The following is a 25,182-nucleotide window of genomic DNA, read 5'->3' on the forward strand; positions in this document are numbered from 1 at the left end:
GCCCACAGCTCTCCCCACCCGACACAAAATGAAAAACCACAGGCACGTTGTGACATAGAGAAAAATGCCATAACCCTTTAGACTGGTTAATCAAACCCATACTGAGGAAATTGTGATGACGATGATAAAGAGTTATGCCGCACCGGAAGCAGGCGCAGCGCTGGAGTTGTATGAGTTTGATGCGGGTGAACTGCAAGCGGAAGACGTAGAAGTCACGGTTGATTACTGTGGCGTGTGCCATTCCGACCTGTCGATGATCGATAACGAATGGGGCATGTCGAGCTATCCGCTGGTTGCCGGGCATGAAATCATTGGCCGTGTACACGCACTGGGTGACGCAGCGAAAAGCAAAGGATTGAAGGTTGGTCAGCGTGTCGGCATTGGCTGGACAGCACGCAGCTGTGGGCACTGCGATGCCTGTATCAGCGGCAGCCAAACCAACTGTCAGCAAGGCAGCGTGCCGACGATCCTGAATAAAGGCGGTTTTGCCGATAAAATCCGTGCGAACTGGCAGTGGGCTATTCCGCTTCCTGACTCTATTGATATCGAATCAGCGGGTCCGTTGCTGTGCGGCGGCATCACCGTGTTCAAACCGCTGTTAATGCACCATGTCACCGCGACCAGCCGCGTCGGCGTGATCGGTATCGGTGGCCTGGGTCATATCGCTATTAAGCTCCTGCACGCGATGGGCTGTGAAGTCACGGCGTTCAGCTCGAACCCAGCCAAAGAGCAAGAAGTGCTGGCGATGGGTGCCGATAAGGTCGTTAATAGCCGCGATCCGCAGGCGCTGACCGCACTGGCAGGCCAGTTCGATCTCATCATCAACACCGTGAGCGTCGATCTGGAATGGCAGCCCTATTTCAACGCGCTCGCTTATAACGGGAAGTTCCATACCGTCGGCGCGGTGATGAAGCCATTCAGCGTTCCAGCCTTCACCCTTATCGCGGGCGACCGCAGTGTTTCCGGTTCTTCTACCGGTTCACCGCATGAACTGCGTTCCCTGATGAAGCTCGCCGCGCGCGCCAACGTGAAACCGCAGACGGAACTGTTCCCGATGTCGAAAATCAACGAAGCCATCCAGCACGTACGTGACGGCAAAGCTCGCTACCGCGTGGTACTGAAAGCCGATTTCTAATCGGTAAAGACGCCTGAGCCATCAGGCGTCTGCTTTTTGCAGCATCAGCCTGCCCTATGTCATTCTCTGGAGTACCCCACCGGTTAGCATAATACTGAATCTATTCAATCTGTTTCATGATAGGATTAAAAGGTGATACAAGAGGAGGTGAGTGATGCCTTTCAAACAATATGATTATGATTTCATTGATAAAAATAAAAAGGCGTCTTATTCCATAAGGCTCGCCCTGTTATCGTCAGCGCTGATCGTTATATTTAATGTCCTGTTTTTAGAGCATCGAGATTTTCAGGATCAGTTGCACAACAATCCTGGATCTTATACCGATGCGATCGCACTGGTTTTTCTTTTTTTTATCCTATCGTGTACCAGTAAAATATCACTTAACCATACTTCGGCTTTATCCATTCGCCTCGGGCTACACATCTGGATATGCTCCGCCACGTTTGACTTTATGGATGAATTTGTTTATCAGACTAAATTCATTGGATATTACGTTGAGGATTTATTGAGAATTATTGGGATGTTTGGCGTCGGGTTTGGCGTGTATAACCTGATCTATAAAATCAACGATAAGTATATCGAAGCCAAAATACAGTCATTCAGCGATGAACTCACCCAGCTACCTAATCGCCGATTTTTTATTAATGAATTAAAAAAGCTCGAAGCGAAATCACCCTATTTATTTATTATCGATATTGATAATTTCAAAGTCATCAATGATAAATATGGACACATAAAAGGCGACGAAGTATTAAGTAAATTCGGCCATATCCTTTCCCGCTTCGATAACAGTGAGGTGGTGGCGACCCGAATCGGGGGCGAAGAGTTCGCGATTATTCTGTATTCCGGAACACCGGATCGGGCAGAGGCGCTGGCAAGAGAAGTATTAAAAAACGCGAACAAAATCATTATTAAAAACAGGCATCACCTTTCCGTCAGTATTGGTGCCGGCCAAAAACAGCCTCAGGAACCCACCGAACACTTTATGAAACGCGTGGATGTCGCGCTGTATCAAGCCAAGAGCACGGGTAAAGGCAAGGTTGAATGGGCGCTGGAACCGAAAGAAAAAATGCAGTAGCCCGATGCACTTTATATAAAATGGGATAGCACTGCGCTATCCCGTTTATACCCGTTATACTTCAAGTTGCATGTGCGTTGGCTGCGGTCACTCACCCGAATCACTTACTTGAGTAAGCTCATCGGGATTCCTTACCTTGCCGCCTTCCTGAAACTCGAATTATTTAGGGTATATATTTTTTATATTTTAGCTAATCGCTTGGGTATTGCCGGGGCACACGAGTTGTTTGCTTTTAATATGGTAAACCTCGACGTCAGGGCGCGTGAAGAAGGCAATTTCCCACGGGTTCTTGGTGACGAATTCATGGCGCACTTTTTCATAAAGTGGATTGTCGCGCGCAATAATAAACGCTTCCCCTTCAATAATGGTGTAGTTCCATTCAATCGCCCGCTCGAAGGTATAGTGGCTGCGCTCATCCATCGCAAAAAAGCAGTGTGGATTACGTTTGAGCAACTGAGATTTAAAAGTTTCGGGGAACGTAATCAGGAAGATATCGTTATCCACAGACGACAGAAACGCCAGCACCGTGGTATGCGGCTGTTCGGCGGCCATCGTAATGAGTACACCGACCTTATTGGAGAAATCCTGCTTTTCCGTCTGTGGGAAATCGACCATCGGCGTCAGAGGCACCGGTTTTGACGGACGATTATCTTGCGGAAACTGATAGCCCGGTTCGCGAATATCCAGCACAGGCGTGAAACCGTGCAAAAGCTGGCACTCTCGCGGTTCCAGCACGACCCAATCTCCGTCACTGACGATGACGCGCCCTTTGTAAGAAGTACGATAGACCTGAATATTGGCATCAAATTCATCAACCCCAGAGCGGTTATCAAGGTGGATAGTTGCCAGATCGCCAACGGCAAACTCATGCCCGTGTGGGAAAAAAACGCGCAGGCTGTTATCCGCATTGGGATAGACGCCACAAATATGGATGACCACGCCATCCTGCTTATAACCCGCCAGTACACCGAGAGTTTGCTTTCCTAGATAGCTCACGAGACTCATACATCACGCCTTATTCAGATTGTGCTTCAGAGAGGACGCAGCCCAGCTTCATTCGGGCCGTTCCAGCAGCGGTCAGGACGCAGAGAAGTCGTTCACGCTAACCGCATCACTTCCTACCTATCAACGGAGAAAGCGCTGAAAACTTTAAGCTGAATACCTGTCTATTTAAAGAAATAAGTATGAGTAACAGCGCTAACCACCGTTCTCACCGCATTATTTCACCGCCAGCATGGTGATTCCCACGCCGACGAGTACCAGACAAAACGCGCCGCGCAGGTAAGCAACTGGCATCTTGTGCGCCAGAGCGACACCCCACGACACGCTGAAGATCCCGCCCAGCGCCAGCGGCAGGCCGATGCTCCAGTCAACGTTCCCCGCCTGCGAGTAGGAAAGCAGCGCCGCCAGTGCGCCCGGCACCACGAGTATCAGTGCCATCCCCTGCGCCTGCGTTTGAGCAAAGGCAAACAGCGTGACCAGCACGGGCACGACGACCAGCCCACCCCCGACGGTAAAAATGCCTGACATAAACCCGCTCGCCACGCCGAGCAGCGGCAGGTATTTGGTCGATAACACAATGTCCGAGGAATGATTACGCTGTTTGTTGTACCACTGAAACATGTAGTACGCCGCCAGCACCAGCAGGAAGATGGCAAAGGCATTTTGGAGATGATGAACATCAATCGATGAGGCAATGTGTGCAGCAAAATAAGCGGACACCGACGCAAACACACACATGGTCAGCGCAATCCGCGTATCGATGCGATTACGCTGGCGATAACGCAAAAAACCGATCAGCACATTGGGCGTGATCATCACCAACGCCGTTCCCTGCGCCAGATGCTGATCCATCCCAAAGAGTATTCCCAACACCGGAATGGCGATCAATCCGCCGCCAATCCCCAGCATACCGCCACAAACCCCCAGCCCTACTCCCAAAAACAAACACAGCAACATATCGCTTAACATCATTAGACTGAACATAACGCAACCAGATAACCCATCGGGCAAAAATAGAGAGAGGACAACGCCATCCTAGGCGCAGAGCCGCGTTTTGATAATCCCTGAATACTCAATAACCCTTTCCTGTCAGGAAAACCATCCGCTATGCTACATTACAGCGTGACATAAGAAATGTGCCCGCATGCTGCGCGGTATCAATACGCCGGTAATTGGCCTGCTTTTCTGCTCTGCTGAGGACGCTCGATACACCATGATTAACCCGACACACTTTGACCTCCAGTCGCTCCGCATCTTTTTGCAGGTCGCCCAGACAGGCAGCCTGACCAAAGCGGCAGAAAAGTTCCACATCACGCTTTCTGCCCTGAGCAAGCGTATCGCCGAACTGGAGCGTACCGTGGACTGCGCGTTATTCATCCGAATGCCGCGCGGCCTGACGTTAACCCCGGCAGGCAAGGAGTTGGTGAATCACGCGCGCAATGTGTTGAGCAACGTGGAGCGTATGGCGAGTGAGATGAATGACTACGCCGTTGGCGTGCGCGGACACGTACACATGTGGGCGAACACCTCAGCAATTATTCAGTTTCTTCCACAGGATCTGGCGTCATTCCTTCTGGCCCGACCGCTCATTCGTATTAACCTGGAGGAAAAGCTCAGTAAGACCGTAGTAACGGCGCTGGCGATGGGAGAAGCGGATATCGGCATCTTCGCTGACAATGTCGGCTCGCAGGGGGTCGAGAAGATTCCTTATCGTCAGGACAAACTGGTCGTACTCGTTCCGCCCCAGCACCCACTTTCCGCGCGGCCAGAAGTCAGCTTTAACGAGACACTGGGTTACGACTACGTCGGCCTCAATAACGGCAGTTCGTTGCTGAAACAGCTGAAAGACGCTTCGGATGAGCTGGGGAGAGTGCTGCGTCTGCGGGTGCAGGTCAGCAGTTTTGACGGTATTTGTCGCATGATCGAAGCGGGGCTAGGGATCAGCGTCTTACCGGAGGGCGCGATCCGTCCGGGAGTGCTCGGTACCGGGTTACGCGCCATCAGCCTCACCGATGAGTGGGCTTCACGCCAGCTCTGGCTGGGCGTGAAATCCGGCGCGACATTGCAACCCGAAGTCGCCAATCTGCTGACACACCTGCGGCAATGCAGCGCGTAAAGGTGAAGCGCTACCCTCAGCCCTCTTCACTGCCCGTTTTTTCATAGCCGAGGCGGCCAACAAAGGGTAAACGCAGCGCTGGCGGGTTCATATCCACGCCCATATTCAGCCCCAGAATGTTGGCCTCTATCCCCTCTTCCAGACCCATCGTGATACCCAGCACGCCTAGCAGCGAAATCTGCACGCCGCTTCCCGATGGCGACAGTCCAACCGGTCGCGTGATCGGGCGGTAATCTTTGCCAATGGCATTCGCGGGCATATCCAGCTTGAGCGCGGGCACTTCGCGGCCAATGTGTGCGAGAAACGTATTGCTGTTCGGCCCCGGCCAGGCGTGGTAGGTATTCGGCCACGGATAGCTTTTAATCGCGGCTTCAATCTGCGGGATCATGGCTTCCACCTTATCGCCACGGTGTTCCACCAACAGCTTCGGTTTCGCGCCATACCAATACGCATCTGCCACCGAACGGTTAAGACGGACGACGTTATCGCTCCCCCAGCTCACGACTTCATAGCGGCGATATTGCGTTTCCCCCGCGTTCTTGAAAATGATCCACGGATGTACTGCTACCAGCCCGCGCCAGCCGTAAGTCGGCGCAGCATAAACCTGCACGATAGCAGTCTGGCGAAATTGCACAGGGTTCGGCGCTAAGCCGGAAGAATCGCGTTTGGCCGACCACCAGCTTTGCCCATTAAACGTTTCGCCGTTACGCGTTGACTGCGCCCAGCTTTGCCAAAAAGACAACAACAGCACACAAATAAACCCAATCCCCAAGAATTTGAGGTACGTCATAGGCCAGATAGCTCACTGAAAAAGAGGGAACGGAATCGATACGCCTGCAGACGAGAGCCCGCAGTGAAAATCGGTCAAAAAATCACGCCACCAGTGTACTGCCAGTTGGCGGTCAGGTTAAAGCATTGGGTGAAATATTGACCTATTTTTACGTTATGTGGGTACGACAACAACCGTCTCAATGCGTTTTATGCAATGCTCGTTTTAATGCATGGCTCGGTTGAAAATAAACCTAAAATAAACAAACCATCAAAAAATACATTCCCATTGAATAATAATAAATAAACTAATCAGCATGCATCGTTATATTTATTTTTATAGCCACCACACCCCATAAATAAATCACTGACTATAATCAGCGGTAATATTAGTGAACTATCCCTCTGAGAATAAACGTGGAGAAATTAAATGATAAGAAATAATAAGCGTCTTAAGTCTACGGTATGCGCACTGTCATTAGCAGCATTAACGCTAGGATCAGCGGTTTCACTCGCCTGTACGCGGTTCGTTTATAAAGACCTACAGAACCCTGATTACCCCATTACCGCCCGTTCAATGGACTGGGCCGATGATACCGAGACCAACCTCTGGATTTTCCCACGAGAATTAAAGCGTTCTGGTGCCGCAGGCCAGCATTCTCTGGAGTGGACGTCAAAATACGGCAGTGTCATTGCCTCTGCTTTCGACAGTAACGCAAATATGGCCTCCACAACCGATGGTGTGAATGAAAAAGGGTTGGCGGCTAACGTACTCTGGCTGGCGGAATCTGAATATCCTAAAACCGCACCAACGGCACAAAAACCGGGCTTGAGCGTCGCTGCGTGGGCACAATATGTGCTGGATAATTTTGCTACCGTCGATGAAGCCGTAAAGGCGCTGAAAGAGGAAAAATTTATACTGGTCACAAAAGAATTACCGCATCAGGATAGAAAGGCAACGCTTCACCTCTCCTTATCCGATTCATCCGGTGACAGCGCAATTATTGAATATATCGACGGCAAACAGGTCATTCACCATAATAAGGACTATCAGGTGATGACCAACTCTCCGACGTTCGATCAGCAGTTGACGCTGAATGCCTATTGGGATCAGATAGGTGGCAATGTGATGCTGCCGGGGACGAACCGCGCCGCCGATCGCTTTGTCCGCGCCTCGTTCTATGTGAAAAATGTTGCCCCCAATAAACTCATTCCAGGGGTAGCAGAGAAAAGTAAAATAGAAAAAGATAAGGCGGACTTAGCCACCGCATTCAGTATCATACGTAATGTTTCGGTCCCTTATGGTTATTCCTTACCGAACATGCCAAATATCGCCTCAACGCGCTGGCGCACCGTTGTCGACCATAAATCGCTACAATACTTTTTTGAATCTGCCGTATCGCCTAATATTTTTTGGGTCGACTTGAAAAAAATTGACTTTGCACCGCGTGGAAATAACGCCAGCAAGTTAGATTTAGGACCAAACCAAAGCACCATTTATTCTGGGCAAGCTTCCGGGCACTTTAAACCCGCTACGCCGTTTAAATTCGCTGGGCTATAAATCAGGAAACTTTTCCCGACATCCTGTTTACTCCACAATAACGTTAAAGCGCCATGATTCTATGGCGCTTTTGCGTTATGCAATCAAACGTTCACAGGTTGATCGCTCCAATAAACTATTTAGTAAACCGCTTTAAAATATCCCTTCCGTTGAATAAAGGATAATTTTCACGAAAATCAACTAACGGGGTAATAAAATTTATGAAAAATTTCAATATCGAAATTAACGTGTGTGACAGTACAGGAAAATCAAACTGCACCGTTCATCCACCAATCAATGTTGATCACCACACGTGTTGCAATACAAACAGCCAGTGCGAAGAGAATCCAAACATCTCTGGCGTATCCTCTGTATTCGGGCGTACGGGTGTCGTAACGGCACAACCTGGCGATTACACAGCAGATCAGATCACAGAGACGGCAACAAGAAAGTTTGTCACACCTGATGAAAAGTCCGTATGGAATGCAAAGCAATCTGCATTAATTTCTGGCACGAATATTCGGACGCTTTTTGGGCAATCTTTGCTCGGCAGCGGAGATTTTTCACCGACTCCCGCTCAAATGGGTGCAGCGGCTGCAGTGCATACCCATACAACATCAGATATCACGGACTATACGCAGAAAACCAAACAGCTGATTGCTGACTCGCTTGAAGCGGGAAGTGGCGTAACGTTAAGCCACAATGCCTCTAATGGCAAAACGGTAATTAGCGCGACGGCCAGCAACGGTTCAGGTAACGGGGGGTATACCGTTGTTAATAAAGCTGGCGCAGCAGCAGGTGAAAATCATTTATTCAACATTAGCTCTCAGACATCCTACGCGTATGACGCATATGCACTGAAAGAAGAAAAAGGCACAAGCAATCAAACCTATCTGGTAGATGACTTCGATAGCGCCAGCAAACTTAACTATAACAGTACGAGCGCGGTAAAATTTAACGGTTCTTTGACCCCCTTTACTGGTGATACGTACGAGTTACAACAAGATGGCGGTTTCCACAGCGCTGAAATACAAGCTGATGGGGAATTTCTTTCGATCGTCCCAGAGACTAGCACGTCTATTATTCCGGTCATGACATCGGACACAGCGCCTACCGGTTATGTCGCAAGCGCTTCCAATTTTGCGGTCTCTACCGCAGCCTTTCACCCTTATGTCGCTTTCGATGGAAAAGACAATGTCGGAGAATGGCCAGACTGCTGGAGTACCGATAATCAGTGGCTCCCGTCTGTCGCGAATCCACACTGGTTGCGGATCGACCTTCCAGAAGGAAAATCGGTTCTCAGCTATCAGATGGTTAACCGCTCAAGAAATGAATTAGGCAACCCTAAATCCTGGAAATTTCAGGGAAGCAATGATAACGGCGGAACATGGGATACCCTACACGAGGTTACAGACAGCGCAGACAATAATCCCGGAAGTAAAAGAAGTTATAAACTTGGCACAACCGTCACCTATAAAAGCTATCGGTTGCTGATCACAGCCAAAAATGGAAACCAGCCATTTACTACGCTGGCAGAGCTAAATTTATTTTCCCCCATTGGTCGGTTTGTGATTCGCTCAAACAGTAAATATTACGGGGTAACCAACGGTGTATTATCAGAAATCCCAGGTGAATTAACCAAAGAAAAAATTGAGCAGTATGGTGTTTTCAACCTGGATAAATTCCCGACATCTGGGACAGGGCTGACCGCGCCGGTCAAAATCGTTTCAAATGAAAAACTGAAGGTAAAAACGACATATATTCCTTTCCCACAAATCGTGTTACCCAAAGAACTGATGTATGCCAACGCATGGGAGAAAATTAATTCTGCAGCATTAACGGCGGTACAAACTAATGCAGGCAAAGTTCGCGTCGCGGTCTCACGCGATCTGAACGATTGGTTCACATGGGATGGTGCAGCATGGCTATCTATTGGCTCGCTCTCTGCCGATACAGCGGGTGCAACCGCATTAATTCAGAGTGGCATGACGCCAGCCGCTTTAAATGCAGTAACAGCGGCACAGTGGGGACAACTCTTTGCCTCAACAAATAATGTACCGGACCGTATCGCATTTGCCTTTGGATTGGATGTCACCGATCCAGCTGTCGATGTTTCTTCTATCGATAAACTGGCATTAAATGCCGATAACGCTTCATCCTGGAAATTGCAAACGCCAGCGGAAGTAGAAATTCGTTGGAATAGCAATAGCATCACATTCCGCACAGTGACTGCCGGGAATTACAAGCTCGCTTATCAACACCCATAATCATTAAGTTATATTTTTAAGCCGCTGTTTCAGCGGCTTTTTTGTTGGATTTACATTCGAATAATGTCGAATAACCTCCATTATATCCATTGTATTTTAGTGCAAGGTTAAAATAGCCAGATTGCCATTATAACTCTAGCACTACATTACAACGCCTTCGCATGCCCTGCCCATTCGCTATAGAAATGGCTCGAACAGATTCCAGGCTCGATTGCCTTTACCTCTGTTTTGACTAATCCCAGATTAACAAACGGATCGTCGGCAAGAATGTCTTCCATGTCAGAGCTATCTAATCCGTAGGCTAAAATAAACCCACCCGTTCCATCTTCCAGCGGGCCGGCAAAAATAACATTTCCCTTTTTAATATTATCAGCCAGCCATTTTTTGTGTGCATCAATACTCTTTTCAAGTTCATCTTTCGGGCTGGTGTAATACAGCGTAATGGCATAGAGCATGATTGCTACCTCAATGATTATTGATCGGCTATATATTTTTTAAACTATGGATGTAATCACAGAATGGATAGAGGCCTTCGCATTTTGGATTTCACGATTCTTGATTTCATCCCCTTTTGAAGCTCCTTCCGCGCGGACGAAATGAATATCGGTAATACCAAGAAACCGGAAAAAGCCCTGAAGATAGCGTTCCTGAAAATCCATATCTAAAAAAGGCGGCGTGGTATAGAAACCACCACGGGAAGAAACCATAATCACCGTTCTGCCACCGGCCATCCCCACCGGGCCTTTTTCCGTATATTTAAACGTCTTGCCGGCCTGCGCCAGCCGATCCAGCCACGATTTCAATTGGCTCGAGACGGAAAAGTTATACATCGGCGCGCCAATGACAATCACATCGCTCTCCAGAAATTCCGCCACCAGCGTTTCAGATAACTGGTGTTCCCGCAGCGTTGCCTCGTCCGCTGAAGAGGACACTATTTGCTGGCGGAAACCAGCGGCAATCGGCGCGGTTAAGTGGCGGATTTCATCTTTAACCACGTCCCGATAAGAGACGATGGCCTGCGGATGCTGTTTAACTAACTGCTCCACAACGTCAGCAGAAAGCTGTCGGGAAACGGAACCATTCTCAAGAATACTGGAGTCTATATGTAAAATATTCACAATAACTTCTCCTACATTGAGTTTTAACGCCCACTTATTTAACTGCTTTAGCCGCGCTATCAATAAAATCCGCGACAGCTTCCGGGTGTGACACCAGAGACATATGGCTGGACGCAATAGCTCGCGTCTTTGCACCGATATGGCTCGCGATGGCTTTCTGAATCGATGGATGTAATGCCTTGTCCTTCTCCGTCAACAGATACCAGGTTGGTTTATTTTTCCACGCTGCCTGCTGAACGCGATCGCCAAAGGCTTTTGCGGCAATCGGCTGTTGCACCGCAGCCAGCGCCTGTGCTTTCTTCAGGGGGACATCACCCGCCATCACCTCACGGTACTGTTCAGGGTTATCCAGCCAAATCAGGCCATTAGAATCGGGTGTCATACCTTCCATCGGCGCTTTCAGGCGCTGCAATAAATCAGAGACAGACTCTCCGCTGTCTGGCACCAGCGCCGACAAATAGACAATGCCGCGAACCTTGGGATCATTGCCTGCCTGCGTCACGACGACCCCGCCCCATGAGTGCCCGACCAGCAGCACATCGCCCTGTTGCCTTTGCAGTACGCGATCCGTCGCTTCAACGTCATCCGCTAAAGAAGTCAGCGGGTTTTGCACCGCGGTTACGTGATATCCCATTTCCTGTAGTCGTGCAGTGACGGCAGACCAGCTGGAGCCATCGGCAAAGGCGCCGTGGACTAAAACGATATTGTTAATTTTTGCCGCCTCCGCAACATTGTGAACGCCGGTAGACAGCACCAGCCCTAACGCGATAGCCAGGTGGACGAACCATTTAATGCGGTGATGCGTCATATGCTTTCCTCTGAAAGAGTGATTCGGCTGCCGGTTTCCCCGATGCGTTTCATCAGGGGTAGCGAATGGTTGAATTCTAATCGTGGTTGATGCTTGCGGTAAGATGGCAGACTTGACATAGTTCATGCAAAATTCGCCAAATTCTGTTTGGCAGGAAAATCACTATGCACATCTCCATTCTGGCGCTACCGGGCAGTATGCAGTCAGCTATTTCTGGGCTTTCCGATATCTTCTGGATGGTGAACCAAACGCTGATTACACAGCCTGACAGCGCATCTTCCCCAGCCTCACCGCTGTCTTTTGAAACGTCGATTGTCAGTGCGGACGGCAAACCTGTGCGTGATGCTCAGGGCAGACTGATTCACGTAGACAGCTCATTTGACGCGGTGGGCAAATCGGATGTCGTGCTGGCGACCGGAATGATGCTCGGGCCCGATAAATTACCGATGTCGATGTCATCCGTTAATGAATCCGCGCTGTGGCTCAGGGAGCAATATCGACAGGGCTCGCTAATAGGCGGTGCCTGTGCGGGGGGTTTTATTCTGGCCGAAGCCGGGCTGCTGGATGGCCGGTTTTGCACCACGACATGGTGGCTCTACCACACGTTTAAGCAGAAATACCCGAAGGCAAAACCGGTGTGGGGCAAAGCGCTGGAAGAGCAAGATGGCATCATTACCACCGGCGGGCCGCTGTCCTGGGTCGAGCTTGCTCTGCATATTATCCGCCGCAGTGGCGGGTCTAAGATCGCAAAATTGGCGGCAGATATCGCCGTAGCGGATAGCCAACCTCTCTCTCAACGTATTTACGCTCCACAGGGATTCATTAACACCGTACATCCCCTGCTGCTGCACGCCGAACAGCTCATCCGCTACGAGAACCCGTCAATCACCGCAGAAGAATTAGCGAGCGCCCTGAATTTCAGCGACCGGACGCTGCACCGCAAGCTCAAAGAACTCACGGCGGAAAGCCCGAAAAACTTTATTACCCGCGTCAGGATCGAAATGGCCTGCCTGCTGCTTGAAAACCCAGTGACCAATATCAAGCAAGTCGCCGCCGAATGCGGTTACAGTGAAGATACCGCGTTCAGACGTGCCTTTTCCCAGCAGATGGAGATGACGCCGACCCAGTTCAGAAAATGGGCGCTGTTGAGGAATAATAAACCGAGCGCGTTGGATAATGAGAACGGCGATTAAGGCGATAGCTCTGAAAAACACGACTTACGCTAACCCCCCGCCTTGATCGACCTTTGCTACACATTGCTATTCATTCAGGGAATGCATTAAGGACATAAAATTGATGATAAGGAAAACCGTTATTGCCACGCTGATCGGCCTGTCGGCGGCATCCATCAGTCAGGCAAATGACAAGGTTGATACACTCTACGAACGCCTCATGCAGCAGGATGCTACTGCATTAACCGCGTTGACGACATTAGCGAAAGACAACGACCCGCAGGCATTGAGCACGCTGGGGTTCATCTATGAATACGGCATCACCGTCCCGCAAAACACCACGCAAGCACTCCAGTATTATCAGCAGGCCTGTGAAATAGACGGCAATTTTGGCTGCTACAACGTCTGGTATTTTTATCAATACGGCAAAGGTGTGGCGCAGGATAAAGCACGCGCCAAACAGTTCGCAGAAAAAATGAATCGAACCGATCTCAAAATGGGTGCTGAGGTCATAAACACAATCACCCGCTCTATTTATAACGCTAAAGCCGCTGCGGAACGCGATATATCGGATCGCCCCCGCTTGATTCAGGCAGTAAAAAGATACTTAAGCAGCAGCGACGATGAAACTCAGCGCTTCTTCAGCCGTATCGGTTTTAGCCAGCAGGATATTCTGCGGCTAGCCATAGCCTGGGCAAAGGATGGCGATCCAGAAATGAATTTCCTTGTCGGCCATCTCTATAACTTTGGCTATGGCGATATTGAAAATGAAAATATCGAAGCCCTGAAATGGTTCCGTGTCGCGGCAGAGGGCGGTCAACGGGATGCCCAGAATATACTCGGTCTGGCATACGAAGAAGGAAGATGGGGCGTTAACATTGACGGAGATGAAGCGCTTAAATGGTATGAACGTGCAGCCAGCCAGGGCGATAACACTGCGCAGATGAATCTGGGGAAGATGTATTACACTGGCTTACGAGTCAGAACCAATTACCAAAAAGCCTATTCACTGTTCGAACGGACTTATAAAAATAACGTTCGTAATGCTGGCAACTATTTATCCCAGATGTATTACAACGGGCAGTATGTTGAGGCAGATTGCCATCAAGCCAAAAAATATTACGAAGAAACGGCCAGAACACCAGACAATAATTATTTTCGTCAGTGTGAGAAGGATAAACAAGAGAGAAAGGCAACGCGCAGTGAATTACCGATCTTAACGTTAAAGCATGAATCAATCTTCCTCGGCGGAAAGGACACCCCGTATCAATGCGAGCTTAATTTCTCTATCAATACGAATAAATTAGGCGAAGTCGCTAATTTTCGCGCCACGCTGCAACTCAGAAACAGCGAGGGTGCATCCACCGAACAGACGCTCGCTTTCCCTGTGTTTGGGGCCAATAGCCTCGATGCCGAAACGATTGGAGAGCAATACATCGTGTCCCGGAAGTCTGCACTCATACCGATGCACCAATCCGGTTTTTGCCAGTTCAGCGATCTGAAATTTCAGGTCACCTCCGCGACCGCCACGATTAACGGCGAGGAGATGGATGTCCTTAAGGCAGGAATATTGAGGCAACAGGAGCGTTAACACTCGCGTGTGACTGCGTGATTATCCATACTGATAGCCCAGAGATTTGGGCTATTTAACCTTTCAGCGCATTCGCCGACGTGGCTACTGTTAGTTCTCACGATGCTCTCTGCATGACTCTGTCATCTGGAATTGCAACACCAAAACCCGATATGAACACCATTCGTGAACGCCTTAAAACCGCAGAGAACCATGCAAAAAGAGCATAACATGAGCCAGAATATTGAAGTCAGCAGCGGTAATGTATACGCCGACCTTGGCAACTTGCATGCTGAAGATATGTTGGTCAAAGCGCAGCTTGCCACCCTGATTAGCTCAATCATCAAAAGCCGCCGTCTCACACAGGCAGAAGCAGCGAAGCTATTGGGCATGCCCCAACCAAAACTATCCAACTTATTACGTGGTCAGTTCAGGGGAATCAGCGAAACCAAAATGCTGGAATGCCTTACGAAGCTGGGACGCGATATACAGATCGTTGTAGGGAAGCCGCGCCGCACACCGGGTAGCGTTAAAGTCGTGTTTGAATGATTTCATTGCACGATAGGACTTACGACTTACATGAAAAAGCGCCATCGATGAATGGCGCTTTCTCGCTTATTTCCCCTACTCCCTGCCCTCATTTCACGCCTGAATAACGCGACGGCAAAATCTCTTCCGGCCTTTTCCCCATCGCTTCGGCAATCAGCCGTTCGCCTTTCGGCCAATGTCTGGTGAGCGCATTCGCCAGCGTGGATGACGCCAGCCCCGCCGCTCTGGAAACCGCCGCCAGCGTCGTCCCTTTCTTCCGTAATCCCGCGATGATATCCGCCGGATGCCAGTCAGTGTGATTCATTCCATTCCCTCCACCTATCAAAAGCCCTTTTTGATTTCCGTGTGGGTAGGATCGCGTTTTGTGATGAGTAAGACCACGGACGATGAGTCACATCTTTAAGGCGTTAGACGAGCGTTATGATTCTGGCTATCTATTATGTGGATAGATACAAAAGTTTCGTGCGTGCTAAACACCATATTTCTCTGTCATTTCATCACACGCCCGACAAGGCGCATTCAATCGCCGCAGCGCATTGACCACTGGCTTTTTGGCGCTAATTGAATCGCTACGTGATACCTTCGGCGTTCGTGACCGCTACTCAGATCGCCAGTGACGCGTTCCCGACGCGTCACTGGCTTTCGCCGCATCCATGCGGCTCATCCGACAGCCACGATCGCCTCAGCGCAATTTTTTACGCCGATGGAGAAATATTCTCACGCTGCTTCAAAAGTAGATATCCGAATAGACCGTGCAGAAAAGGGAAATTTCGGCGACCATAAATTTGAAAGAGACGGTGTTTGGGAGCTCAGAGTTGATTATGGTCCAGGCTATCGAGTGTATTACGCGATAGAAGGCGATAAGATGATTTTGCTCTTCACTGGTGGCGATAAATCAAGCCAAAGCAAAGAGTTAGATAAAGCGGCGCAATACTGGCGAGATTATCAAAAGAGGTAACATCATGGCAATCATCACCCAATCCACTACATTCGAAAAAGCCATTAGCCACGATGATGCAATGGTTGCGGAACTACGGGAAAATCCTGAGTACACAGAAATATACCTCCAGACAGCGCTAGAGGATACTTAGGAGGGGTCCCCCCCTCCAGATATAGGCTCTACAGTTTTGACTATTGCGCATTTATCATTGCGAATGGCGCAAACTAGTCAATCATATCGGTAGCAAAGATGGCCGTAGGAGTGTTGGCCTGAGCACGAATCACAGGCCAATAGAACGGCGCATCTCGCCAACCTTTGTCAGCCTTCCCATCCTGACGGAGTAGAAACAGAATCGGATTGTCGATAGCATAGGCTTTTGCAAGCTTACCTTCTGTTTTCTCCGAATCTGGAGTTTCAATGTACTTTGCATGCGACGCGATACCAGCCAGACGTGCTGAATTACGCCCTTTAGCTGCCCATAACCAGATCTTACCGCGTTGACTCTTATCAGGGTGCTGAGCACTTAGGTGGGAAAGCGCGGCGCGTACAGCTTCCCACTCAAAAAGATATGTATCATCCTCGTCCTCAAACAATAGCGTAGGTTCTATCTGGCATAACAGCTTCAGAGCAATATCAATTGGGATAAGTTTAGGCTTAGACGAATCAAAACCGACGAGCTTTTCCACTTCTTCATCGATCTGCTCAATAACCTTAGTAATACCATTAGCCCCTGTGCGATAACCCGTTTGAAAGCCAATAGGGAGCATTCGTTTGTACGGGCGTAACGTTTGGGTGGTCGAAACCAAAATTTTATTAGGGCTACATGGCACAATGGTGCCATCTTTTGCCTTGCGAATAAACTGTACTGCTTTATCGCCACCAGCCTCAATAGCAGCACGCAGTGAAGAATCGAATTCTTCCATTTGCTTCATCGCTGCACGGATAGACGGAGAAGTATAGAAACGTGTAACGGCCAAATCATCACGACGGTATCCATACATACGCGAGTGCTGCAGAACGGTATCTTGCTGGAATTTATTAGGACGGCGCCCGTAATAGAAACCAATCAGATTGGCCAGAGTTACTCCACGATCAAGTACCTGCCCACCCAAAAAAATATTAAGTGGGCTACGCAATTTGAGCTGTCCTGTATCATCGAGCATATCTGCGACATTCTCTTCCGAATTGACCTTAGTGATGGTGATGTGCCCTTCGTTAAGAGCTTCAACAACTGAGGCAGATACTCTATCAAAGCTAGGGATAGATTTGCCGTCTAGTATCAACGAACGAGACAAATCATCGTATGAGGATGTTATCAATTTCTGAAACAGCGTGTTATCGCTCTTAGCTGCTTGTGCCAGTTGCTGTACAAGCTCATAGGTCAACTGCTCTTGCCAATCATGGGCATTCTTAGCAGCTTCTGAGTGCAGAAGGAAAGAATAACGCAGTTTTTTTGAATTCTTACTTGCGTTAATACCATTGATCCGTTGAATGCAACCACCAACGATAAACGTGATCAGTGCTGTACGGTACCCTTTAATTTGCGTAGCTGTTAAAGCAGTTTCCAATTTGAAAGCTCGCCTATCGGTTTTTTTTAACCGATCAAATTCGCGGTGGTCCACTCGGTAATGGATGAGACTTTCCAGCGTATCCTCCGTGCTACAGGACAACTCGCCGAAATAGGTATCCCCCCCAACGTACTCTGCCGGGACTGGCACTAAAGTAGTGAAGGCTGGTCGCATAGGCTTGAACTCAAGCACATTACTAACCTCCACTTCAGTTGGTTGGAGATAAAGCGAATATGGTGTCGCAGTAACCTGGAGGAAAGAAACGCTGGAAATGTGAGAACGAAGTTCGCTGATACGCACTGCAATCTTATTTGCATTACGAACATCACCTCTTTTTGAGTACCCTATAGATGCACTATCTGCCTCATCATCCACGATGAGGACTCTCTTTGCAGCCATCTCTGGATGCTCTTGAAATAGTTGGAGCAGACGCCCTAGGTTGTCATCCTGCTTTTTAGCAACAAAGATCAGCTTAGAATCTAACTCGAACTTAGTGAATGATTTCGGGGAGCTCATTATGTCGTAGATTTCAAGCTCTTTGTCATCAACAAACATCTCGAAATCTTTACGTAGCCGCTTATAGGTCTGCTGGATAAGTGCTTTGGAATTTTTACTGAGAACAATAGCGATGTCAAAACCGTTGTCAAACGCTAAGGCCAGCACACTGATGAAGGTACGAGTTTTTCCACTTTGAACTTTACCAAGCAACATACCAGGGCGGTCAGATGTCGTCGAAGTAGTTAAAAGATCTGAAACCGTTTTTTCTGCGCAACTGAAAGTACCTGGCCCAAAAGTCGGGTTTGCTTCCTTAAACGTCTTATAGAATGAACCATGGATTTCAAGGGGGGTAATCATTTCTCTTCCTTAAGTTTTTTCTTAGTAGAGGCATGTGACTAAAGTTAAACGAACACTCTTACCTTAATTATCTTTTCATAATTCAAAGAGGATAAACAGCTATTTGCTGAATGATTTCCGGTAATTACTCATACTTCAGGTTCCCCAGGATAAGTAAATTATATCGTTATTCCAAAAAGTCCAAACATCCTCAATTTTCTTCCTGCTCTCATAACAAATTGGAATATTCTGGATATCGATATCCTAATGTTACGCTCGAAAAAAAGCCCGCTTTAATGCGGGCTTAGATATTTTATCCTATCTACTAGTCATGACCATACCAAGAAAATGGTTATTCCCACTCGATCGTCGCAGGTGGTTTACCCGACACGTCATAAACGACGCGGGAGATGCCGTCGACTTCGTTGATGATGCGGTTGGAGACGCGACCTAGGAAATCGTATGGCAGGTGTGCCCAGTGCGCGGTCATAAAGTCGATGGTTTCTACCGCGCGCAGCGCGACAACCCAATCGTATTTACGGCCATCGCCCATCACGCCCACGGAACGAACCGGCAGGAAGACGGTGAATGCCTGGCTGACCTTGTTGTACAAGTCGGCTTTGTGCAGCTCTTCGATGAAGATCGCATCCGCACGACGCAGCAGGTCACAGTACTCTTTCTTCACTTCACCCAGCACGCGCACGCCCAGACCTGGGCCCGGGAACGGATGGCGGTACAGCATGTTGTACGGCAGACCCAGTTCCAGACCGATCTTACGCACTTCGTCTTTGAACAGCTCTTTCAGCGGCTCAACCAGACCCAGCTTCATCTCTTTCGGCAGGCCCCCCACATTGTGGTGTGACTTGATCACGTGCGCTTTGCCGGTCGCAGAAGCCGCTGATTCGATCACGTCTGGGTAGATGGTACCTTGCGCCAGCCATTTCACGTCAGCTTGCTTGCTGGCTTCTTCATCGAACACTTCAACAAACACGCGACCGATGATTTTACGCTTGGCTTCCGGCTCATCTTCACCCGCCAGCTCGCTCAGGAAGCGATCTTCCGCTGCCACGTGAACAATGTTCAGACCGAAATGATCGCCGAACATTTCCAGCACCTGATCGGCTTCGTTCAGGCGCAGCAGGCCGTTATCAACAAACACGCAGGTCAGACGATCGCCAATCGCGCGGTGCAGCAGCATCGCGGTAACAGAAGAATCCACGCCACCAGACAGACCCAGAATCACGTGATCGTTGCCTACCTGCTCACGAATACGGTTCACCGCATCGTCGATGATCTTGGCTGGCGTCCACAGTGCTTCACACTGGCAGATATCAAGAACAAAACGCTCCAGCATACGCTGGCCCTGACGGGTGTGCGTCACTTCCGGGTGGAACTGCACGCCGTAAAAACGCTTCTCTTCGTTCGCCATAATGGCAAACGGACAGGTATCGGTGCTGGCAACGGTCTCAAACCCTTCAGGGATGGCCGTCACTTTGTCGCCGTGGCTCATCCAGACATCCAGCAGCGGTGCGCCAGCGGCGCTCAACGCATCCTGAATATCACGCACCAGCGCGCTATCCGTTTTCACTTCTACCTGCGCATAACCAAACTCACGCTCGTTGGAACCTTCAACGTGGCCACCCAGCTGCATCGCCATCGTCTGCATGCCATAGCACACGCCTAATACTGGTACGCCAGCATTGAAAACGTATTCTGGCGCACGTGGGCTGCCAAACTCGGTGGTGCTTTCCGGGCCGCCGGACAGGATGATCCCGTTCGGATTAAACCCGCGAATCTGTGCTTCCGTGACATCCCATGCCCACAGTTCACAGTAAACGCCCAGTTCACGCACGCGACGTGCAACCAGCTGCGTGTACTGCGAGCCGAAATCCAGAATAAGAATGCGGTGTTGATGAATGTTTTGAGTCATGAGGAGCATGTTCCAAAAAGCAAAAGACAAAAGCGAAAAGTAAACCCGGCTAACCGCTCGGCCTTATGCAAAGGCAGAGCGGCGCGAAATAGTACAGGGTTTATTGCGTTAAATCACCTTATGAACCCATACGGTAGTTCGGTGACTCTTTAGTAATGGTAACGTCGTGAACGTGGCTTTCCTGAATGCCCGCGCCGCTGATGCGTACAAACTCAGCCTGCGTGCGCAGTGCGTCGATAGTGGCGCAACCGGTCAGGCCCATGCAGGAGCGCAAGCCGCCCATCTGCTGGTGAACGATCTCTTTCAGGCGGCCTTTATAGGCTACACGACCTTCGATACCTTCCGGCACCAGTTTGTCGGCAGCGTTATCAGTCTGGAAGTAACGGTCTGATGAGCCTTTGGACATCGCGCCCAGTGAACCCATGCCGCGATAAGATTTGAATGAACGGCCCTGATACAGTTCGATTTCGCCTGGGGATTCTTCCGTACCCGCCAGCATGGAGCCGACCATGACGCACGCCGCGCCTGCTGCGATGGCTTTAGCGATGTCGCCGGAGAAGCGGATACCGCCGTCGGCGATGACAGGAATACCCGTGCCTTCCAGCGCTTCAACCGCATCGGAAATCGCCGTAATCTGCGGTACGCCCACGCCAGTCACGATACGGGTCGTACAGATAGAGCCAGGGCCGATACCGACTTTCACGGCGCTAACGCCCGCTTCAACCAGCGCTTTTGCACCTGCGCCCGTTGCCACGTTGCCGCCGATGATTTCAAGGTTCGGGTATTTAGCACGTGTTTCACGAATGCGCTGCAATACGCCTTCGGAATGACCGTGTGAGGAGTCGATCAGCAGGACGTCAACGCCTGCAGCAACCAGCGCATCAACACGCTCTTCGTTGCCCGCACCCGCGCCAACTGCCGCACCTACGCGCAGACGGCCGTGCTCGTCTTTACACGCGTTCGGTTTACGTTCTGCTTTCTGGAAATCTTTTACCGTGATCATGCCGATCAGGTGGAATTGGTCGTCAATCACTAGCGCTTTCTCAACGCGTTTTTCGTGCATTTTTTGCAGCACGACATCACGCGCTTCGCCTTCTTTGACCGTGACCAGACGCTCTTTTGGCGTCATGAACGCGCTAACCGGTTTTTCCAAATCGGTAACAAAACGCACGTCACGACCGGTGATGATACCGACCAGTTCGTTGTCTTTCGCCACAACTGGGTAGCCAGCGAAGCCGTTGCGCTCGGTCAGCTCTTTCATTTCACGCAGCGTCGTTTCTGGCGTCACTGTTTGTGGATCAACCACAACGCCGCTTTCGTGTTTTTTCACGCGGCTAACTTCTTCAGCCTGACGCTCAATGGACATATTTTTGTGAATAAAGCCCAGACCGCCTTCCTGCGCCAGCGCGATGGCCAGGCCGGATTCGGTAACGGTATCCATCGCTGCGGACAGCATAGGAATATTCAGGCGAATGTTTTTCGTCAACTGCGTGGAGAGATCGGCAGTGTTAGGCAGAACAGTAGAATGAGCGGGAACCAGGAGGACGTCGTCAAACGTCAGTGCTTCTTTAGCGATACGTAGCATGGGCAATATCTCACCAAGGTGGATGTAAGAATAGATAAAATATTGCCGTGGCATTATACAGAGCGTAATCGGTTGCCTCCAGCATTATTTTACTAAAATGCTTGATTACCTGTTTCAGGTAGGTAGTATCGATCAATTAAGTGACTGTTTTAAAATTTGATCTGTCTCACAATGTCTCAATTTCCCTCCTCTGCAATTTTTACCGTTAGCCGCCTGAATCAGACGGTTAGACAACTGTTGGAAATGGAAATGGGCCAGATTTGGCTCTCCGGCGAAATCTCCAACCTCTCTCAGCCATCATCCGGCCACTGGTATTTCACGTTGAAGGACGAACGTGCGCAGGTGCGCTGTGCGATGTTCCGCACCAGTAACCGCAGAGTGACGTTCCGCCCGCAAAACGGTCAGCAAGTGCTGATTCGTGCCACTATCACGCTATATGAACCTCGCGGCGACTATCAGTTACTGGCGGAAAGCATGCAGCCCGCTGGCGATGGCCTGCTACAGCAGCAGTTTGAGCAGCTCAAGCAGCGCCTCGCTGCCGAAGGGCTGTTCGACCAACAGTTTAAGCAAGTGCTCCCCTCTCCCGCCAAACAGGTCGGTGTGATTACGTCAGCCAGCGGTGCCGCCCTGCACGATATCTTGCAGGTGTTACAGCGCCGCGATCCGTCGCTGCCGGTGATCGTGTATCCCACGTCGGTACAAGGTGCGGAAGCGCCGCTACAGATTGTTCGCGCTATTGAGCTGGCTAACCAGCGGGATGAGTGTGACGTGTTAATCGTAGGGCGCGGCGGCGGTTCGCTGGAAGATCTCTGGAGCTTTAATGACGAACGGGTCGCCCGCGCGATTTTCGCCAGCCGCATTCCTATCGTCAGCGCCGTCGGCCATGAAACCGATGTCACCATCGCCGATTTCGTCGGTGACCTGCGCGCCCCCACGCCGTCCGCCGCTGCCGAGTTAGTGAGTCGTAACCAACTTGAGCTATTGCGTCAGATACAGTCCCAGCGTCAGCGTCTGGAAATGGCGATGGATTATTACCTTGCTCAGCGCAATCGGGAATTTACCCGCCTGCACCACCGTTTACAGCAGCAACATCCGCAGTTGCGACTGGCGCGTCAGCAGGCACAACTGGTTAAACTGCGTCAGCGGTTGGATGACGCCATGCAGCAGCAGCTCCGGCAGACCTCGCGCCGAAGTGAACGCTTACAACAGCGCCTGATGCAACAACAGCCGCAAACCCGCATTCATCGTGCGCAGCAGCGTTTGCAGCAGCTTAGCTATCAGATGCAAAGCGCAGTAGAACGTCAGTTGAATCAGAACAAGCAAAAGCTAGGCATCGCCTGTTCGCGACTGGAAGGCGTTAGCCCGCTGGCGACGCTGGCGCGTGGCTATAACGTTACCACCGCCTCGGACGGTAAAGTGCTGAAAAACGTCGCGCAAATTTCCCCCGGCGACACGCTGAAAACCCGCTTGCAGGACGGCTGGGTAGAAAGTCAGGTCACGACGCTGGCTCCGAATCAAAATTCTGTGAAAAAGCGGCGAAAACCCTCATCCCCGACGCCAAAATAACGCGATCGGCATAAAATGCGTGAATGGGGATTTGTCCTAAAACAACGGCGATCCCCCATTCTTACCCCCGCCATCTGAACTATACTTATTCCCAGCTCACTAACTTATATTCACCGTTTTCACCGCACGGGTTATCAGCCTCTGCGCGGTGACGCGGATAGGATAAAAAGACAGTGAGCTTTGTTGATCGTCTGTGTTACCCCTGATGAGCGTTTTCAAGGAGATGAGGTATGAAGTCCAGACCGATTTGTAGCGTGATCCCCCCTTACATTTTGCATCGCATTATCGCAAACGGCACAGACGAGCAGCGCCACTGTGCGCAACAAACGCTGATGCACGTTCAGTCATTGATGGTTAGCCACAATCCGCGCCCGGAACCCCATGAGAAATTACCCGCTGGGCAGGCAAATCGCAGTATTCACGATGCCGAACAGCAACAACAGTTGCCCGGCAAGCTGGTGCGTGCGGAAGGCCAACCCAGCAACGGTGATATCGCCGTCGATGAGGCCTATAACTATCTAGGCGTCACTTACGATTTCTTCTGGAAGGTTTTCCAACGTAACTCGCTGGACGCCGAGGGGCTGCCGCTGGCTGGCACAGTACATTATGGTCAGGATTACCAGAATGCTTTCTGGAGCGGGCAGCAGATGGTGTTCGGAGACGGCGACGGCAAAATCTTTAATCGCTTCACAATTGCGCTTGATGTGGTCGCACATGAACTCACGCACGGCATCACCGAAAATGAAGCGGGACTGATCTATTTCCGCCAGTCCGGTGCGCTCAATGAATCGCTGTCCGATGTTTTTGGTTCCATGGTCAAGCAGTATCATTTGGGGCAAACCGCTGAGCAGGCCGATTGGCTTATCGGTGACAAGCTTCTGGCCGATGGTATTCACGGCATGGGGCTGCGGTCAATGTCTCATCCGGGCACGGCGTATGATGATGAGCTGCTCGGTATCGACCCCCAGCCCTCTCACATGAACGAGTATGTGAACACGCGTGAAGACAACGGCGGCGTACACTTGAATTCAGGCATTCCCAACCGGGCATTCTATCTCACAGCCATCGCACTGGGCGGCCATTCATGGGAAAAAGCGGGTCGCATCTGGTACGACACGCTGTGTGATAAAACGCTGCCGCAAAATGCGGATTTCGAAATTTTCGCGCGCCACACCATTCAACATGCCGCTCAACGTTTTAACCACACCGTTGCCGACATCGTCATGCAGTCGTGGGAAACGGTAGGGGTGGAGGTACGGCAGGAGTTCTTATGAAAACGCTGCCGGAGCTCAATGACGATGCCATCATTGAGCTAGCGCGTGAAGGGGGGTTCGCCTTTATCCCCAAGCTGGCGGGGACGCGACGTTTCGCGCTCGCCAGCGTACCACCATCCGAACGGGAACGGATTTGTAACGCGATCCGTAATGCCGCTCCTCAGGCTCGCGAACCCGGCGAACCCGATGGCCCAGGACACGGCGACCAGTTCTATTACCGCATCCACATCAGCTACTGCCAACCGCAGCAGAATCAATATACCGATATCATTCTGCTGATCCCCGAAGACCGAGCGCCACCGGAGCTGACCGAGCTGTGGCGCAACGGCGTACAGGAGTAACCATTGATTAAGTAATAATGA

The 25,182-nt window shown here is 50.3% G+C and carries 22 protein-coding genes; 12 read left to right on the plus strand and 10 right to left on the minus strand.

What is annotated here, in order from left to right:
- Positions 1 to 115: 115 nt before the first annotated feature.
- Entirely contained in the window at positions 116 to 1,135 is a 1,020-nt protein-coding gene (gene ahr, locus NXT09_RS11825) for an NADPH-dependent aldehyde reductase Ahr (protein WP_268579787.1), read from the plus strand.
- A gap of 154 nt (positions 1,136 to 1,289) precedes the next feature.
- Entirely contained in the window at positions 1,290 to 2,213 is a 924-nt protein-coding gene (locus NXT09_RS11830) for a GGDEF domain-containing protein (RefSeq protein WP_268579788.1), read from the plus strand.
- Positions 2,214 to 2,399: 186 nt separating this feature from the next.
- Here the strand turns inward: NXT09_RS11830 and NXT09_RS11835 are convergent, their stop codons facing one another.
- Together NXT09_RS11835 and NXT09_RS11840 are read right to left on the minus strand one after the other, a co-directional pair.
- Entirely contained in the window at positions 2,400 to 3,218 is an 819-nt protein-coding gene (locus NXT09_RS11835; protein ID WP_268579789.1) for a hypothetical protein, read from the minus strand.
- 213 nt (positions 3,219 to 3,431) lie between these two features.
- Positions 3,432 to 4,199: a sulfite exporter TauE/SafE family protein gene (locus NXT09_RS11840; protein WP_240583505.1), complete on the minus strand. Its 768-nt coding sequence runs from the start codon at positions 4,197 to 4,199 to the stop codon at positions 3,432 to 3,434.
- Positions 4,200 to 4,359: 160 nt separating this feature from the next.
- Here NXT09_RS11840 and NXT09_RS11845 point away from each other — a divergent pair, with 160 nt between their 5' ends.
- Positions 4,360 to 5,331 (plus strand): LysR family transcriptional regulator, encoded by a 972-nt coding sequence (locus NXT09_RS11845; protein ID WP_268579790.1) that lies wholly within the window; start codon positions 4,360 to 4,362, stop codon positions 5,329 to 5,331.
- Between the two features lie 16 nt (positions 5,332 to 5,347).
- On the opposite strand, the gene NXT09_RS11850 is transcribed toward NXT09_RS11845, so the two are convergent.
- A complete protein-coding gene (locus NXT09_RS11850; RefSeq protein WP_268579791.1) occupies positions 5,348 to 6,121 on the minus strand; it encodes a DUF3750 domain-containing protein in 774 nt (257 codons plus the stop codon).
- Between the two features lie 408 nt (positions 6,122 to 6,529).
- On the opposite strand from NXT09_RS11850, the gene NXT09_RS11855 reads away from it, so the two are divergent.
- Together NXT09_RS11855 and NXT09_RS11860 are read left to right on the plus strand one after the other, a co-directional pair.
- Entirely contained in the window at positions 6,530 to 7,660 is a 1,131-nt protein-coding gene (locus NXT09_RS11855) for a linear amide C-N hydrolase (protein ID WP_268579792.1), read from the plus strand.
- A gap of 200 nt (positions 7,661 to 7,860) precedes the next feature.
- On the plus strand, positions 7,861 to 9,906 hold the full coding sequence (locus NXT09_RS11860) for a discoidin domain-containing protein (RefSeq protein ID WP_268579793.1): 2,046 nt from the start codon (positions 7,861 to 7,863) through the stop codon (positions 9,904 to 9,906).
- 146 nt (positions 9,907 to 10,052) lie between these two features.
- On the opposite strand, the gene NXT09_RS11865 is transcribed toward NXT09_RS11860, so the two are convergent.
- From NXT09_RS11865 to NXT09_RS11875, 3 genes are read right to left on the minus strand one after another with little or no spacing between them, the layout of a single operon-like run.
- Positions 10,053 to 10,361 carry a YciI family protein gene (locus tag NXT09_RS11865; protein WP_268579794.1) on the minus strand — a complete coding sequence of 103 codons (309 nt, stop codon included), beginning with the start codon at positions 10,359 to 10,361 and terminating at the stop codon, positions 10,053 to 10,055.
- A gap of 39 nt (positions 10,362 to 10,400) precedes the next feature.
- A complete protein-coding gene (locus NXT09_RS11870; RefSeq protein WP_268579795.1) occupies positions 10,401 to 11,024 on the minus strand; it encodes an FMN-dependent NADH-azoreductase in 624 nt (207 codons plus the stop codon).
- 34 nt (positions 11,025 to 11,058) lie between these two features.
- On the minus strand, positions 11,059 to 11,832 hold the full coding sequence (locus NXT09_RS11875) for an alpha/beta fold hydrolase (RefSeq protein WP_268579796.1): 774 nt from the start codon (positions 11,830 to 11,832) through the stop codon (positions 11,059 to 11,061).
- Positions 11,833 to 11,996: 164 nt separating this feature from the next.
- Here NXT09_RS11875 and NXT09_RS11880 point away from each other — a divergent pair, with 164 nt between their 5' ends.
- The 3 genes from NXT09_RS11880 to NXT09_RS11890 all read left to right on the plus strand — a co-directional run bounded on the left by NXT09_RS11880 (position 11,997) and on the right by NXT09_RS11890 (position 15,123).
- The gene (locus NXT09_RS11880) at positions 11,997 to 13,025 is read left to right on the plus strand and encodes a GlxA family transcriptional regulator (protein WP_268579797.1); all 1,029 of its coding nucleotides are present in this window, start codon (positions 11,997 to 11,999) and stop codon (positions 13,023 to 13,025) included.
- A 103-nt stretch (positions 13,026 to 13,128) separates the two neighbouring features.
- Positions 13,129 to 14,595 carry an SEL1-like repeat protein gene (locus tag NXT09_RS11885; RefSeq protein ID WP_268579798.1) on the plus strand — a complete coding sequence of 489 codons (1,467 nt, stop codon included), beginning with the start codon at positions 13,129 to 13,131 and terminating at the stop codon, positions 14,593 to 14,595.
- Between the two features lie 210 nt (positions 14,596 to 14,805).
- Positions 14,806 to 15,123 (plus strand): helix-turn-helix domain-containing protein, encoded by a 318-nt coding sequence (locus tag NXT09_RS11890; RefSeq protein ID WP_268579799.1) that lies wholly within the window; start codon positions 14,806 to 14,808, stop codon positions 15,121 to 15,123.
- A gap of 88 nt (positions 15,124 to 15,211) precedes the next feature.
- On the opposite strand, the gene NXT09_RS11895 is transcribed toward NXT09_RS11890, so the two are convergent.
- Positions 15,212 to 15,427, minus strand: a complete 216-nt coding sequence (locus NXT09_RS11895; RefSeq protein ID WP_268579800.1) for a helix-turn-helix domain-containing protein — start codon at positions 15,425 to 15,427, stop codon at positions 15,212 to 15,214.
- A 372-nt stretch (positions 15,428 to 15,799) separates the two neighbouring features.
- On the opposite strand from NXT09_RS11895, the gene NXT09_RS11900 reads away from it, so the two are divergent.
- Positions 15,800 to 16,081, plus strand: a complete 282-nt coding sequence (locus NXT09_RS11900; RefSeq protein ID WP_370690950.1) for a type II toxin-antitoxin system RelE/ParE family toxin — start codon at positions 15,800 to 15,802, stop codon at positions 16,079 to 16,081.
- A gap of 206 nt (positions 16,082 to 16,287) precedes the next feature.
- Here the strand turns inward: NXT09_RS11900 and NXT09_RS11905 are convergent, their stop codons facing one another.
- The 3 genes from NXT09_RS11905 to guaB form a co-directional block, all read right to left on the minus strand.
- Complete coding sequence (locus tag NXT09_RS11905; protein ID WP_268579802.1) at positions 16,288 to 18,486, minus strand: Z1 domain-containing protein; 2,199 nt, start codon at positions 18,484 to 18,486, stop codon at positions 16,288 to 16,290.
- Positions 18,487 to 18,817: 331 nt separating this feature from the next.
- Positions 18,818 to 20,395: a glutamine-hydrolyzing GMP synthase gene (guaA, locus tag NXT09_RS11910; RefSeq protein WP_240583516.1), complete on the minus strand. Its 1,578-nt coding sequence runs from the start codon at positions 20,393 to 20,395 to the stop codon at positions 18,818 to 18,820.
- A gap of 118 nt (positions 20,396 to 20,513) precedes the next feature.
- Positions 20,514 to 21,980 carry an IMP dehydrogenase gene (gene guaB / locus NXT09_RS11915; RefSeq protein ID WP_014916197.1) on the minus strand — a complete coding sequence of 489 codons (1,467 nt, stop codon included), beginning with the start codon at positions 21,978 to 21,980 and terminating at the stop codon, positions 20,514 to 20,516.
- A 171-nt stretch (positions 21,981 to 22,151) separates the two neighbouring features.
- Between guaB and xseA the strand changes: the two genes are divergently transcribed.
- From xseA to NXT09_RS11930, 3 genes are all read left to right on the plus strand, one after another.
- Positions 22,152 to 23,546 carry an exodeoxyribonuclease VII large subunit gene (xseA, locus tag NXT09_RS11920; RefSeq protein WP_268579803.1) on the plus strand — a complete coding sequence of 465 codons (1,395 nt, stop codon included), beginning with the start codon at positions 22,152 to 22,154 and terminating at the stop codon, positions 23,544 to 23,546.
- Between the two features lie 230 nt (positions 23,547 to 23,776).
- Complete coding sequence (locus NXT09_RS11925; protein WP_205550156.1) at positions 23,777 to 24,820, plus strand: M4 family metallopeptidase; 1,044 nt, start codon at positions 23,777 to 23,779, stop codon at positions 24,818 to 24,820.
- Positions 24,817 to 25,161, plus strand: coding sequence for a protealysin inhibitor emfourin (locus NXT09_RS11930; protein WP_268579804.1), 345 nt, complete (start codon positions 24,817 to 24,819; stop codon positions 25,159 to 25,161). The genes NXT09_RS11925 and NXT09_RS11930 overlap by 4 nt, the downstream gene beginning before the upstream one ends.
- Positions 25,162 to 25,182: the final 21 nt, after the last annotated feature.

The sequence above is a fragment of the Pectobacterium jejuense genome, from assembly GCF_026800125.1.
Taxonomy (GTDB): Bacteria; Pseudomonadota; Gammaproteobacteria; order Enterobacterales; family Enterobacteriaceae; genus Pectobacterium; species Pectobacterium jejuense.